This window comes from Streptomyces sp. TAA040 (genome assembly GCF_000424845.1).
Genome location: NZ_AUKR01000008.1, coordinates 156,446 through 170,042 on the forward strand (window position 1 = coordinate 156,446; position 13,597 = coordinate 170,042).

Below are 13,597 nucleotides of genomic sequence, written 5' to 3' on the forward strand. Positions count from 1 at the left end.
ATAGGCCCAGAGTGCCGGAGATCAAACCCGCCCACGATCGGATAAGGTTAGGCTTACCTGCTCGATGATCGTGGAAACGGGAACGTCGTATGGCCGCCACCACCCTCGCTCACGCGCCCGCCGCGTCGACCGCGGAACCGCCGCTGTCCGCCGCCTACACCCGGCTCATGTCGGTGCTGCCGATGCTGCGGATCACCGAGGTGACGGAACCGGGCGCACTGCCCGGCGGTGAGGGCTGGGTCAGCGCGGAGGCGCTCGCCTCCGATCCCGCCGTCCTGGACCGCTTCCTCGCCCAGGACGGCGCGCAGATGGAGCGCGACTACGCCCGCACGGCCCGCCCCGACGTGGTCGCCTCCTTCAGCCTGCACCGCTATGCCTGGCCGGCCACGCTCCTGATCACCGCGCCCTGGTTCCTGCTGCGCCGGGTCCCCAGGTTCGGCCCCGGTGACGTCTCCTTCCACCGCGACACCGGTCGTATCCGGGCGCGTGCCGAATCGTTCGCCTGCCTGCCCGACGACCCGGCCGCGCAGCGGCCGCAGGCCCGGGTGGTCGCGGGTGAGGAGGCCCTGCGCGCCGAGGTCCGGGAGGCGGTCGCCGCCCACCTCGGGCCGGTGCTGGACGCCTTCCGGCCCCGGATGCGGCGCGGGCCGAGGGCGCTGTGGGGCGCTGCCGCGGACGAGATCGTCGAGGGCCTCTGGTACGTCGGGCGGCTGCTCGGCGAGGAGGAGCGGGCCGTGGCGGAGACCTCCCGGCTGCTCCCCGGAGCGACGAAACGCTACCCGGGCGGCGCCGCCTTCCGGGAGCTGACCGCGCCCGGTGGCCAGGTACTGACCACCCGCGACCGGTCGAGCTGCTGCCTCTTCTACACCCTGCGCCCCGAAGACACCTGCGTCACCTGCCCACGCACCTGCGACAGCTCCCGAATCGAGCGCCTGACCGGCCGCAGCTAGTCTGTTCGACTCCCGGGCCCCCTGAACGGCCCCCCGTGCCCCGTTCGGCGGGCTCTTACCCGGAAACCCCTGCGGAGCGTCGAAACTCCGCCAAGATGCTCCCCGAAAGGGAAGCCACGGCCGAGAGCCGAACAAGGGGCACCGATGAGACTGACGGACATATCGCTTAACTGGGTGCTGGCAGGCGTGGTGATGCTCGTCGGCTTCCTCGGCGCGGTGGTGGTGATGGCACGAGGACGCAAGCGCCCCGAGGACCCGGCCCAGGCCGATTCCTGGGAACGCATGGAGGACCGCCGCCGTCGAAAGGAGACGGTCTACGCCACGGCCTCCTACCTGCTGCTGTTCTGCTGCGCAGGGGTCGCCGCAGCCCTCTCCTTCCACGGGCTGGTCGGCTTCGGCCGGGAGAACCTCAATCTCTCGGGCGGCTGGGAGTACCTGGTGCCGTTCGGGTTGGACGGCGCGGCGATGTTCTCCGCGGTGATCGCCGTCCGGGAGGCCAGCCACGGGGACGCGTCGCTCGGCTCCCGCCTGCTGGTCTGGACGTTCGCGGGGGCCGCGGCCTGGTTCAACTGGGTGCACGCTCCGCGCGGCATGGCCCACGCCGGGGCACCGCACTTCTTCGCCGGGATGTCGCTCTCCGCAGCCATCCTCTTCGACCGGGCGCTGAAGCAGACCCGGAAGGCCGCGCTGCGCGAGCAGGGCCTGGTACCGCGTCCGCTGCCGCAGATCAGGGTGGTGCGCTGGTTGCGCGCACCGCGGGAGACCTTCCGCGCCTGGTCGCTGATGCTGCTGGAGGGCGTGCGCACCCTGGACGAGGCGGTCGACGAGGTGCGGGAGGACCGCCGGGAGCAGGAGCAGGAACGCCAGCGCCGCAAGGAGCAGGGGAAGTTGGAGCGCGCGCGTATCAAGGCGCTCAACCGGCAGCACCGGGGCTGGCCGCGCAACCGCACGGCGCAGCCCGCGCTGGAGGTGGAACTCGGCACCGCGACCGTCGAGCCGGGGCAGCTCCCGGTCAGCCGGCGTCCCGCGTTGCAGGCGGTGATGGACGCGGGCGGCGACGGACCGGCGAAGGCCGATTCGTCGGCCAAGCCCGACTCGCTCGGCGACGAGACCAGCCAGGCCAGCCCGCGGCTGGACTCCTTGGAGGAGAAACTGGCCGCCATCGAGCGGCAGTTCGGCTGAGGATCGGCTGCGCGCCGCACGGCGCAGCCGGCACGGACGGCCGGGCAGCGGGAAGGGGGCCGGGACGGCGGATGATCCGTCGGCCGGTCCCCTCCCGGTGCCGGGACCAATACCGGGAGGGGACCGCGGGCACGCGGTCGGTTCAGCTCTCCCAGACGGTCGCGCAGGTGCGGTCGTCGGCATGGCCCTTCACCCGGGTCTGCACGTCCGTCAGGAATCCGGCCAGGCCCGGCGCCTCCGGACCCGACCACCGCTCCGCCAGGTGCTCGGCGAGGGCCGCCTCGGTCCGGAGCGGTTCGCCGAAGCCGGGGCTGCACAGCACCAGCGCGTCCCCCGGCCGGGCGACCGAGGCCCGGAACCGGAACGGGACACCGACCAGCTGCCCGCCCGCCCCGTCCGGTGCGGTGCGCGCGCCGGTGCCGGGGAAGCCCTCGGCCCCGGCACCGGTGGAGGCGCCCGGACGCCCTCGCTCCGGCGCGGCAAGGGCCCCGCCGGAGCGAGGGTCCGGCAGGGAACCCGGCCCGGCGCCGACAGCGCCTTCCCTCTCGTCCGCGCCGGAGCCGCCGTCCCGGCCGGAGGGGTAGCCGCCGGACGGATCGAGGTTCTCCCAGACGCCGTCGCGCAGTCGGAAAAGGCCGCCCTCCCCCACCCCGAAGTGGATCCGGGTGCGGCAGCGCGGATCCACCGGCAGGAGCAGGCACCGCAGTTCGGCGGCGTACTCCTCCGGTCCGCGCCCGGTCTCGGCGGCCCGCGCCCGGAGTTTGCCCATGCTGCGCCCGGTGAGTCGTCCAAGGCCGGACTTGAGGGCCTCGCGCCGGTCCGCGGCGATGTCCTCCGCGAGACGGGCGTGGCTGCGGCCGACGGCTCCGCCGATCCACTCGCAGGCGTCGCGCGCGGCCAGGTGCCCGTCCTCGGCGGCACGGTCGCCGCAGGCTACGGCGATCAGCAACAGCGCCGCGTCACCTGTTCCGAAGCGGGCGACGAGCAGGGCGTCCCCGCGAGGGCGTCCCCGGTAGCGCGCGGAGTCGCCGCGCATCGACACCGCCCGGGCCGTGAGCGGACCGTACCGGGCGCCCTCCAGGACCGTGTCCGGAACCAGCTCGTCGAGCCGGCCGGGGTGCGCCGTCGGCAGGGCCGTCGGCTCGGCCTCGTAGGTGGGCGGCCGGTCCCCCAGGAACTCGGGCCCGCCCGGCGCGGGCCCGACCGGAGCGGGCGCCGGAACCGGTGCGGTACCGGGCTCCCGGCGGCCCTGCTGCCCGGAGCCGCCCGGCCCCGCACCGTACGCCCGGCCGCCCGGCGCCGGCCTGCGCGGCGCCGGCGGCGCGGGCACGATCGCGCGCCCGCCGGGCACGGCACCGGTGTGCCCGGGGGCGGCGGGCGGCGCGGGAGCGGAGGCGGGGCCGTTGCCGCCTCCGCTCCCGACGGTGCGCGAAGCCGAGTCGAAGCGGTCGTCGATGGTGTCCCCCGTCGGTGCGCTGCCGGTGTCGGGGGCGCTCTCGGCATAGAGCTGGCTCCACCAGTCGGGCGGCTCGGCCCGTTCGCCCTGACCTGTCATGCCCTTCATTGTTCCCGCCGCCCGTGACGGGGCACACCCCCGGGTGGCCCCGGACGTGATCACCCCGGCCCTCCGCGGCCGGCGGCCCGCGCCAGGCCGGCGACGAAGGGCCGTGCACGTCAACGTGGTGCTGACGGAATCACCCCCCCGTGGCGGCCAACGGACTCCCAGCACGTCGTGCACTCCGGAGTGCACGACGGACGCGCGCCGCCCCCTTCCCGCGCCGCCCCCACGTGCACCGCTCCGGGAAGCCTCGCCTCGCGCCCGCCGTTGCCCGGAAGGAGCCGCACGGCGCGCGCCGTGCGGCTCCTTCCCCGACGAGGGGCCGATGGCGGACTGGCACTTCGTACCGATGGCCCTGGTGATGCTGCTCGGGCTGCTGGGCACCGCGATCCCGGGGGTCCCCGGCCCGCTGGTCGTCTGGGCGGCGGTGTTCTGGTGGGCCGCGGCCGACCCCGACGCCCCGGGCTGGTGGGTACTGCTGGCCGCGACCGCGGTACTGGTCACCGGCCGGGCCGTCCAGTGGCTGCTGCCGCAGCGGGCCTTCCCGCGCACACCGGTCAGGCGGCGGAACCTGCTGTCGGCCGCCTGCGGAGGCATCGCCGGCTTCTGCCTCCTCCCGGTGCTGGGCATGCTGCCGGGGTCCCTGGCCGGGCTGTACGCCCCCGAGCGGATCCGGCTGGGGTCGCACGGCGCCGCCGCGACCTCCGCCAGGACGACACTGCGGGCGGGCGGCCTGCACATGGCGATCGCCCTCTACGGCTGCCTGCTGGTGGCCGGGATGTGGGCGGTGGTCGCCCTCCGCAACGGGTGATCCCCGAGCCAGCCCGCGACCGGGCGCCACGCACCGGCGCGGACGCGGATCGCGGCGGACGCGCGGCGGCCCGGCGACCGGGCGCGGGTGGGCCGGGCGCGGGCGGCGGCCTTCGGCGGCCCGCGCAGACGACGACACGATGTGTGACCCTGTGGCCATGACGGATACGAGCCAGGACATCCCGTTCAGCCAGACGGAGCGCGCCTACCTGGCGGGCCGGCGACTGGGCAGGCTGGCGACCGTGGACCCCGGCGGACAGCCGCAGGCCAATCCGGTCGGCTTCTTCCCGCAGGAGGACGGGACGGTCCTGGTCGGCGGTTTCGCCATGGGCCGCACGAAGAAGTGGCGCAACCTGCGGGGGAACCCCCGGCTGGCCCTCGTCGTGGACGACCTGGTAAGCGAGTCGCCGTGGCAGGTCCGCGGGGTGGAGATCCGCGGTACGGCCGAACTGCTGGTCGGCGCGCACGAGCTGGGACCGCACTTCAGCGAGGAGGTCATCCGTATCCACCCCCGCTGGATACGGAGCTGGGGACTGGACGAGGGCTGACCCCTCCCTGCGGCCGTTCCCGAGCCCGGGCGGCCGGGCCGGGGAACGGCCGCAGGGGGTGCGAGCGGCCCGGGAGCGTCCGGGCCCGACGTGGCGCGGGGCGGTTCAGGCCCCCGCGGCGAAGAGCCCCGGTTGCTCCGCGGGCAGGACGCCCTCCAGCTCCAATAGCGTGCGCTTCGCCGCCAGGCCGCCGGCGAAGCCGGTCAGTGTGCCGTTCGCGCCGATGACCCGATGGCAGGGCCGCACCACGAGCAGCGGATTGGCGCCGACCGCTCCGCCGACCGCGCGGACGGCGGTCGTCGGCGCTCCGGCGAGCCGGGCCAGTTCCCCGTAGGCCACCGTCTCCCCGTACGGCACCTCGTCCAGGGCGGCCCAGACGCGGCGCCGGAAGTCGGTGCCCTCCGGGAGCAGCGCCAGCTCGAACCGCCGCAGCCGGCCCGCGAAGTACGCCTCGAACTGGCGTACCGCCTCCGCGAACGCGGCATCCTCCCTGACCCAGTCCGGGCCGGCGGCGAGGGCGCCGCGCTGCCGCGGCATGCTCACCGAGGCGAGGACGTCCGGCTTCGGGCCCGCGAACAGCAGCTCGCCCAGCGGGCTCGCGCATCGGGTGTACAGCATCGTCAGCTCTCCTCGGGGCAGGCGGTGTTCCACAGGTGGTGCAGGGCGTAACTGCGCCAGGGGCGCCAGCGTTCCGCACGCCGGACCTCCGTACCGAGCAGGCGGAGTCCCTGACGCACCCCGGCGTCGCCGGGCAGGAAGACGTCGGGGTCGCCGAGCGCCCGCATCCGGATGCAGCCGGCGGTCCAGGGGCCCACGCCGCGCAGCGCGAGCAGCCCGGCCTCGGCCGCGTCCCGCTCCGCACCGGGGTCGAGGACGACCGTGCCGTCGGCCAGCGCGGTGGCGACGGTACGCAGGGCGGCACGTCGGGAACCGGGCATGCCCAGCTCGTCCAAAGCGGCACCGGCCAGGGTGTCCGCCTCCGGGAAGAGGTGGGTGAGACCGCCGTCGGGGTGCGGCAGGGGCTTCCCGTACACGGCGACGAGGCGGCCGGCCAGCGCGCGTGCGGCGGAGACGGTGACCTGCTGGCCCAGTACCGTGCGGACGGCCGACTCGTGTCCGTCGGTGCTGCCCGGGGAGCGCAGTCCGGGGCGGGCCGCCACCGAGGGTGCCAGCAACGGGTCCGCCGCGAGCCGCTCGGTCACCGCGCAGGGGTCGGCGTCCAGGTCGAACAGCCGGCGCAGCCGCTGCACGGCGGTGGTGAGGTCGCGCAGGTCGGTGAGGCGGAGCCGGCAGTCGAGCCGCCCGGGCCCGCCCCGCTCGCCGACCTCGGCGACGGCGTGCCCGTACGGCAGGCGCATCGTGCGACGGTACCGGCGGTCTCCCGGCGGACCGGTCACCTCCTCGACGCCCGCGACGGCGCGCCGGGCGAGGAAGCCGAAGACCTGCGCGGCGTCGTAGGGACGGCGGCAGGCCAGCCGCAGCACGATCCCGCCCTCCGACTCGCCCGCTCCCGTCGTCCCGTCCGGCCTCCGCCCGCGGGCGGAGGGGCCCGCTGGGGCGTTCGGCGCACTGCCGCGCAGGACGGTCGGGGTGAGCGCGTAGACCTCGCGGACGGTGTCGTTGAACTGCCGGACGCTGGCGAACCCGGCGGCGAAGGCGATCTCGGTCACCGGCAGCCGGGTGCTCCGCAGCAGTACGCAGGCGGTGTGCGCACGCTGGGCCCGGGCCAGGGCGACCGGTCCGGCGCCCAATTCGGCGCGGAGCTGCCGCTGCACCTGCCGGGCGCTGTACCCGAGCCGCCGGGCGAGTCCGGCGACCCCCTCGCGGTCCACCACACCGTCCCCGATCAACCGCATCGCCCGGCCGACCGCATCCGCCCGGACGTTCCACTCGGCCGAGCCGGGCGCCGCGTCCGGGCGGCAGCGGCGGCACGCCCGGAAGCCGGCGCCCTGAGCGGCCGCCGCGGAGCGGAAGAACCGCACGTGGGGGCGGTGCGGCGTACGGGCGGGGCAGCTCGGCCGGCAGTAGATGCCGGTGGTGAGCACCGCGGTGAAGAACACGCCGTCGAAACGGCCGTCCCGGCTGCGCACCGCCTGGTACCGGCTCTCGTCGTCCTGCGCCGCTTCCGTCATGGGGTCCAGTGTGCGCCCTGCCCGGGGACGGTCACTGGCGGGATTCGGACGCCGCGATCAGCAGGTAGGGCGAAGGTGCTGACGGACCAGAGGACGAAGAGCGACGAGGTCTCTGCCGCCGACAGTCCCGTTTCGGTGAACAGGACCGCGTAGACCGGGTGGAGAAGGACGAAGTCCTCGCACCACGCGCACAGGCACAGCCTGCGGGTGAGCGAACAGGCTGGAAGGGGCCCCGGGCCGGGTCAATGTCGTCGGTTCATACGGGCATCGTACGCCGCTCCCTTGCCCCGGGGAACGGACTTCCCCGCCGCCGCGGCTCCTTCGCGCACTCCCGGGACCATGCCGGGAGTGCGCGAAGGAGTTCAGCTCTGCGGCAGCCGCTGGAGCAGGCCCCCGCCGAACTCGGCAACCACCGGTCGCGGTGTTCCGGAGGCGTCCGGAGCCGTGAAGGCGAGCCGCCACCGGGTGGGGGCAGAGCCCTCCAGCGGACGGGCCGGAGGAAAGGCGCGGCCGACCTCGTCCACCGTGCAGGACCACGGGCGCAGGTCCCCGACGGTACGCAGCCGCGGGCCCGGCGCGCCGGGAGCCCGGATCAGCCACTCGTTCCACACCGCACCGCCCGGGGCGGCCAGCGCCTCGAACCACAGGGTCGGCCACAGCGGCACCGACCAGCACAGCGCCTCGCACTCCAGGTCGCCGATGGTCCGCGGCAGGACGGCCACCGGTGGCCCGAGCACGGACCGGTAGCGGGCGAGGGTCCCACGGCCCCGCGGCGAGCGGACCGCCGCCTGCCAGCGCCGGTTGGACTCGCGCATCCGGGCCCGGTCGGTGCCCAGCCGGCGCAGCGCGTCGGCCACCAGGTCGGGCTGGAAGTCCGCCATCCGGCGCAGCAGCACCAGTTGGAAGTCCAGCGCGTCGAGCGGTGCGGTCACCACCGGGCCGCCCGGCGCGGGACGGAGCAGGTGTGCGGCACCGGGCCAGCCTACGGGCTGTCCCGCCGCCCCCGCGGGAGGGCCACCGGGCTTCGGATGCGGTGCGCCGCGGACGGCGGGACCTCCGCCTACGCGTCGTAGAGGGGACGATTCCGAACGCGGCGAGCCACCGTAGCTGACGCCGTGCGCCCGCCGGGGAGGGCGGGGCAGCCCTCAGGACCGTCCGGGTCGGCCGCGTTTCCGCTCGGCCATGTGGCGCCCGAGCGCCTGGCGCTGCGCGAACTCCTTCCTGCGTTCCGCCCGAAGCCGGGCGTCGGTGCGGGCGGCGAGCCGTTCGCTCTCCCGCTGGAGCTTGCGGTAGCTCTCCAGCCGCCGGTGCGGCAGCGTGCCCTCGTCCAGCGCCGCGAGGACGGCGCAGCCCGGTTCGCTGCGGTGCCCGCAGTCGGGGAACCGGCAACGCGCCGCGAGGTCCTCGACGTCGGCGAAGGTGCGCTCCAGTCCATCCTCGGCCTCCCACAGGCCCACTCCGCGCAAGCCCGGGGTGTCGATCAGCGCACCGCCGCCCGGCAGCGGGAACAGCTCCCGGGTCGTTGTGGTGTGCCGGCCCTTGCCGTCCTGGTCCCGGACGGCGTTCACCCGCATCGCCGGGGTGCCCAGGAGTGCGTTGACGAGGGTGGACTTCCCCGCCCCGGAGCGGCCGAGGAGGACGGCGGTCCCACCGCCCAGTTCGGCGGTGAGGGCGGTCAGACCGTCCTCGGTGGGGGAACTGACGGCCAGCACCGGCACACCGGGGGCGGCCAGGGCTGCGTCCTGGAGCAGCGGGGCGAGGGCGGGCACCAGGTCGGACTTGGTCAGGACGACCACCGGCCGGGCGCCGCTCCCCCAGGCCAGTGCGACGAAGCGCTCCAGCCGCCCGAGGTCGAACTCCTCGGCGAGGGACACGCAGATGACGGCATGGTCGATGTTGGCGGCAAGCACCTGCCCGTCGGATCGCTTCGACGAGGTGGAGCGCAGGAACGCGGTCCGCCGGGTCAGCAGCGCGCGGACCAGCGGAGGATCGGCCGCCGGATCGAGCACGACCCAGTCGCCGGTGCACACCGACCGCGTCGGGTCGGCCGAGGCGACGGGGGCGGTGCCGGCGAGGAGCGTGCCGGTGGCGGTGGCCGCCTCGCACTGGCCGCGATCGACCCGGACCACGCGTCCGGGCACCAGGCCCCGCGCCGCGTACGGCGCGAACTCGACGGTCCGTTCCGCGTCCCAGCCGTGGCCGCGCGGCGGCGGGGAGGGCGGTGGCGCGGAGGACGGGGAGGTGCTCCCCCGGGGCGGGAGAGCGGGAGCGGGCTCCGGTCGGGCGGAGGTCGCGGACGCCGGCGGGGTTCCGTCGGCGGGGTACGGCGAAGAAGATGCCGGGAGAGTCACGGGGGAACCCTTCACAGAGTGGCCCGGCCGCGCGCTCGCAGGCGCGGTGAAACGCGTGCGGTCAGCCGGGGGCCACAGGGGTGGAGAACACGAGGAGCATGCGGATGCGGGCACTGCCCGGCGCAGTCGTGGTCGTCAATGTCCTCACCTCCCGTTCGGCCTGACGGCGCGGCGTACGGTGGCGCCGCGGAACAGTCCGGACGCTAGCCGTAGCGCGGCCCCTCCGCCACTCCTTTTCCAGCGGCGCCCCGCCTCCGCCCCCGTGCCGCGCCCCTCGTGCGCGCCCCTCCGCGGCACCTCGCCGACGACCCGGCACGTGCCGTGGTCACGGGCGGAGCAGGCGGCGGAGCCAGTGCAGGCGGGCGGCCCCGGCCTCCCGGGAGAGGGCCGCCCGCGGCATGAGCAGGTCGAAGCCGTGGCACGCGCCGGGCCAGACGTGCAGTTCGGCCGACCCCCCGGCCAGCCACAGCCTCGCGGCGTAGGCGACGTCCTCGTCCCGGAACGTCTCGGCGGACCCGACGTCGATGAACGCGGGCGGCAGCCCGGCCAGGTCCTCGGCCCGGGCCGGAGCCGCGTACGCGGGCACGTCCGGACCGCCCCTGCGCGCGCCGAGCAGCGCCTCCCAGCCCGTCCGGTTGGACGTCCGGTCCCAGGTGCCGAGCCCGGCCATCTGCCGACTCGACGGGGTGTCGTCACGGTCGTCGAGCATCGGGCCCATCAGCAGCTGCCCGGCGAGCGCCGGACCTCCGCGGTCCCGGGCCAGCAGCGCCACGCCGGCGGCCAGTCCCCCGCCGGCGCTGGCCCCGGCCAGCACGACACGCGCCGGATCGATGCCCAGTTCCTCCGCGTGGGCCGCCGTCCAGCACAGCCCTGCGTAGCAGTCCTCCACCGGAGCGGGGTACGGGTGCTCGGGGGCGAGCCGGTACTCGACCGACACCACGGCCAGCTCCAGTTCCTCCGCCCAGTCCAGCATCGAGGTGATCCCGGTGCGCCGATCGCCGATGATCATGCCGCCACCGTGGATGTGGTAGACGGCGGCGGTCGGGGCGGAGGCCGTGGCGGGGCGGCAGATCAACAGGGTGATCCCGGGTTCGCCCGCCGGGCCGGGGACCACACGCTCCTCGACCCGGAAGGCGCCGCCACGGCTCAGTTCGTCGAGCGTCGGCGGCGGGATACGCGGGGCGGCGCGCAGCACGGGGATGGTCTCCGGCAGCACGGGGCTGCGCATGGCCGCGTCGAAGGTGTCAAGCACCGCCGCCACCTCCGGGTCGAAGGGCGGGGGCGGCGGTGCCCCGGCCCGCTCACTGGCGGAAACGGCCCCGGTGGCCTGCGCGGGCGGCTCGGTCCCGGGCGCGGACGGTCGCTGGGAGGCGGGCGGCCGCTCGGGATGCCGGGTGCCGGGGACGTGCGGTGGGACGGTCATCCGGGCTCCTCCGGGTCGGCACGGTGCGGTGGGCGGGTGGGACGCGCCGAGCCGTCCGGCTTCCGGGCCGGGCGCGCGTCCCGGCCCGGCTCCGTCGCGCGAGGGGACTCTGCGGTGGGCTGAGGAGTGGGCGGCTCGGCGGGGCGGGTCTTGCCCCGGCTGCGGAGGCGGTGCAGTATTGGCGAGACCCCGGGGAGCATCCGCTCGATGCCGTCCAGCGGGGACCTGGCGTCCTCCTCGGCGTGCCCGCCGTCCGTGTCGGCCCGGGAGCGGCGGGCCTCCGCCGCGGCCAGCATCTCGGCGACGGCGGCCTCCCGGGTCAGTTCGTTCTCGCGGCGGGCCGCGGCGATCGCCTCGGTCGGCCAGACCCGGTCCACCGCGGCGTTGAGCGCCGCTCCCACCAGGACGGCGAACGCCGACATGCCCAGCCACAGCAGCACCGCGACCGGAGCGGCCAGCGAGCCGTAGATGCTCTGGCCCTCGACGGCGCTCCGGAGGTAGGCCTTGAGCCCGACGGCGCACAGCACCCACAGCAGCAGCGCCACCAGCGCACCGGGCAGGTCCTCGCGCCAGGGCGAGCGCACCGGGACGGACACGTGGTAGAGGGTGGCCAGGAAGGCCACGGCGAGCAGCAGCACCAGGGGCCAGTAGCAGAGCAGGATCGCGGTTTCCAGATGCGGCCACCAGCCGATCACCACACTCGGCCCGACCAGCGTCATCGGCACCGCCACCGCCCCCGTCACCAGTCCGGCGAGATACATGGCGAAGGCCAGCAGCCGGGTGATCACCGGGTTCCGCACCCCGTCGAGGCCGTACATCACGGTGATGGTGCCGACGAAGACGTTCATCGCCCGGGAACCGGACCACAGGGCGAAGGCGAAGCCGAAGGACAGCAGCGCCGGGCGGGCCCCGCTCACCAGGTCGTCCACCAGCGGGGTGACCAGCTCCCGGACGCCGCGCTCCGACAGCATCACGGCGGAGGCCTCCAGCAGGTGCTCGCGCACCGCGGGCAGGACGCCGGTGCCGGCCGAGTCGTCCACCGCGCTCAGCAGCCCGGTGAGGCCCAGCAGCAGGGCGGGCAGCGAGAGCATCGTGAAGAAGGCCGCCTCCGCCGACATGCCGATCACCCGGTACTCGGCGCAGGAGCGGAAGGTGTCCTTGGCGATCAGCCGGGCCAGCGTGGGCACGGGCACGTCGCGGTGGACGGCGCGCGCTCTGCGGGACGGCCGGGCGGTCTCCGGGGACGCGGGAGGTCGGATGGGCACGAGCAGTACCTAACCAGTGGTGGCGGTCCTACTCCCGGTGCTGACCCTTGATCCGGCTGCGGAGGTCCTCCGGCGGGTGGAACCGGGCCCAGCGCTCGGGGAACTCGGCGGGCTGCCCGGCGGCGTCCCCCTCGTCGGGCTCGTCCGGCCCGGTGCGCCGCTCCGGGTCCGCCTCGGCGTCCGCGGGCTCCTCGGCACCGTCCGGCGTGCCGGACGAGCCCGCGCCCGGGCCCACGGCATCCCCGGGGCCGGAGCGACGGGCCTCGACGGCGGCGATGAGCTCCGCGGCCTCGGCCTCGCGCCGGCGCTCCTTGGCCCGGCGGGCCGCCGCGGTGGCCACGGACGGCCAGACCCGGTCGATCGCCGCGTTCACCGCCGCGCCGACCAGGACGGCGAACGCCGAGATGAAGATCCACAGCAGCACCGCGACCGGAGCGGCCAGCGAGCCGTAGATGGTCGGGCCCTCCACCGTGGAGGTGAGGTAGATCCGCAGCAGGAAGCAGCCGGCCACCCACATCACCAGCGAGACGAGCGCGCCGGGGATGTCCTCCTGCCAGGGCGAGCGGACGGGCACCGAGACGTGGAAGAGCGTGGTGAGGAAGGCGACCGAGAGCAGCAGCACCGTCGGCCAGTAGAAGAACCGCACCAGCAGCTCCGCCTGCGGCACCCAGCCGATGACGGTGTCCGGCCCGACCACCAGCAGCGGCAGCGCCACGGCCCCGATCAGCAGCGCGACGATGTACAGCACGAAGGCCAGCAGCCGGGTCCTGATGATGCCGCGGTGCCCGTCGAGGCCGTACATCACGGTGATGGTGTCGATGAAGACGTTCACCGCGCGGGAGCCGGACCACAGGGCCAGGGCGAAGCCGAAGGAGACGATGTCGGGCCTGCCGCCCTCGATCACGTCGTCGATGAGCGGAGCGGCGATCTCGTTCACCCCGCGCTCGGACAGCACGGCGGCGGACGCCTCCAGGATGTTGGTGCGCACGCTGTCGATGGTGTCGGTGCCGATCCAGGCGTCCAGGTAGCCGAGCAGTCCGATCAGCCCGAGCAGCAGCGGCGGCAGCGAGAGCAGCGTGAAGAACGCCGCCTCCGCCGCGAGGCCGAGGATGCGGTACTCCATGCAGGAGTTGACGGTGTCCTTCAGGAGCAGCCAGGTGAGCCTGCGTTTGGGGATGTTCCGGTACAGGAGGCGCGTCCTGGGACGCCGGCGGCCGGTACGCCGGTTCGGGAATGATGCCGCAGCTTGCACCCACTCAACGTATAGGGGTTCGGCGCCGCGGTGCTCACCGGTGACCCGGCAGAATGTTCGCCCGCTCACCGGGGCGGACGGGCCCGTCGCCCCGGGCGGCGGGTCCGCCCGCAGCGGCGAACCTCC

General features: G+C 75.3%; 12 protein-coding genes. 4 read left to right on the plus strand and 8 right to left on the minus strand.

What is annotated here, in order from left to right; translation table 11 throughout:
• The first annotated feature begins 89 nt into the window (after window positions 1–89).
• Complete coding sequence (locus tag H300_RS0108790) at window positions 90–950, plus strand: (2Fe-2S)-binding protein (protein WP_028427136.1); 861 nt, start codon at window positions 90–92, stop codon at window positions 948–950.
• Between the two features lie 144 nt (window positions 951–1,094).
• On the plus strand, window positions 1,095–2,132 hold the full coding sequence (locus H300_RS0108795) for a DUF2637 domain-containing protein (protein WP_028427137.1): 1,038 nt from the start codon (window positions 1,095–1,097) through the stop codon (window positions 2,130–2,132).
• 142 nt (window positions 2,133–2,274) lie between these two features.
• On the opposite strand, the gene H300_RS0108800 is transcribed toward H300_RS0108795, so the two are convergent.
• Complete coding sequence (locus H300_RS0108800) at window positions 2,275–3,687, minus strand: protein phosphatase 2C domain-containing protein (protein ID WP_028427138.1); 1,413 nt, start codon at window positions 3,685–3,687, stop codon at window positions 2,275–2,277.
• Window positions 3,688–4,015: 328 nt separating this feature from the next.
• Here H300_RS0108800 and H300_RS0108805 point away from each other — a divergent pair, with 328 nt between their 5' ends.
• Entirely contained in the window at window positions 4,016–4,501 is a 486-nt protein-coding gene (locus H300_RS0108805; RefSeq protein ID WP_028427139.1) for a DUF456 domain-containing protein, read from the plus strand.
• A 157-nt stretch (window positions 4,502–4,658) separates the two neighbouring features.
• Window positions 4,659–5,048, plus strand: coding sequence for a PPOX class F420-dependent oxidoreductase (locus H300_RS0108810; protein WP_028427140.1), 390 nt, complete (start codon window positions 4,659–4,661; stop codon window positions 5,046–5,048).
• Between the two features lie 105 nt (window positions 5,049–5,153).
• Here the strand turns inward: H300_RS0108810 and H300_RS25830 are convergent, their stop codons facing one another.
• The 7 genes from H300_RS25830 to H300_RS0108845 all read right to left on the minus strand — a co-directional run bounded on the left by H300_RS25830 (window position 5,154) and on the right by H300_RS0108845 (window position 13,471).
• Complete coding sequence (locus tag H300_RS25830; protein ID WP_037979572.1) at window positions 5,154–5,666, minus strand: methylated-DNA--[protein]-cysteine S-methyltransferase; 513 nt, start codon at window positions 5,664–5,666, stop codon at window positions 5,154–5,156.
• 2 nt (window positions 5,667–5,668) lie between these two features.
• Window positions 5,669–7,180: an AlkA N-terminal domain-containing protein gene (locus tag H300_RS0108820; protein WP_037979574.1), complete on the minus strand. Its 1,512-nt coding sequence runs from the start codon at window positions 7,178–7,180 to the stop codon at window positions 5,669–5,671.
• Between the two features lie 362 nt (window positions 7,181–7,542).
• On the minus strand, window positions 7,543–8,061 hold the full coding sequence (locus tag H300_RS0108825; RefSeq protein ID WP_486583672.1) for a hypothetical protein: 519 nt from the start codon (window positions 8,059–8,061) through the stop codon (window positions 7,543–7,545).
• 264 nt (window positions 8,062–8,325) lie between these two features.
• Window positions 8,326–9,531 (minus strand): ribosome small subunit-dependent GTPase A, encoded by a 1,206-nt coding sequence (rsgA, locus tag H300_RS25835; RefSeq protein ID WP_078515824.1) that lies wholly within the window; start codon window positions 9,529–9,531, stop codon window positions 8,326–8,328.
• Between the two features lie 325 nt (window positions 9,532–9,856).
• Window positions 9,857–10,954, minus strand: coding sequence for an alpha/beta hydrolase (locus tag H300_RS0108835; RefSeq protein ID WP_028427143.1), 1,098 nt, complete (start codon window positions 10,952–10,954; stop codon window positions 9,857–9,859).
• A complete protein-coding gene (locus H300_RS25840; RefSeq protein ID WP_051269799.1) occupies window positions 10,951–12,219 on the minus strand; it encodes a YhjD/YihY/BrkB family envelope integrity protein in 1,269 nt (422 codons plus the stop codon). The genes H300_RS0108835 and H300_RS25840 overlap by 4 nt, the downstream gene beginning before the upstream one ends.
• A 28-nt stretch (window positions 12,220–12,247) precedes the next feature.
• A complete protein-coding gene (locus H300_RS0108845; RefSeq protein WP_051269801.1) occupies window positions 12,248–13,471 on the minus strand; it encodes a YihY/virulence factor BrkB family protein in 1,224 nt (407 codons plus the stop codon).
• Window positions 13,472–13,597: the final 126 nt, after the last annotated feature.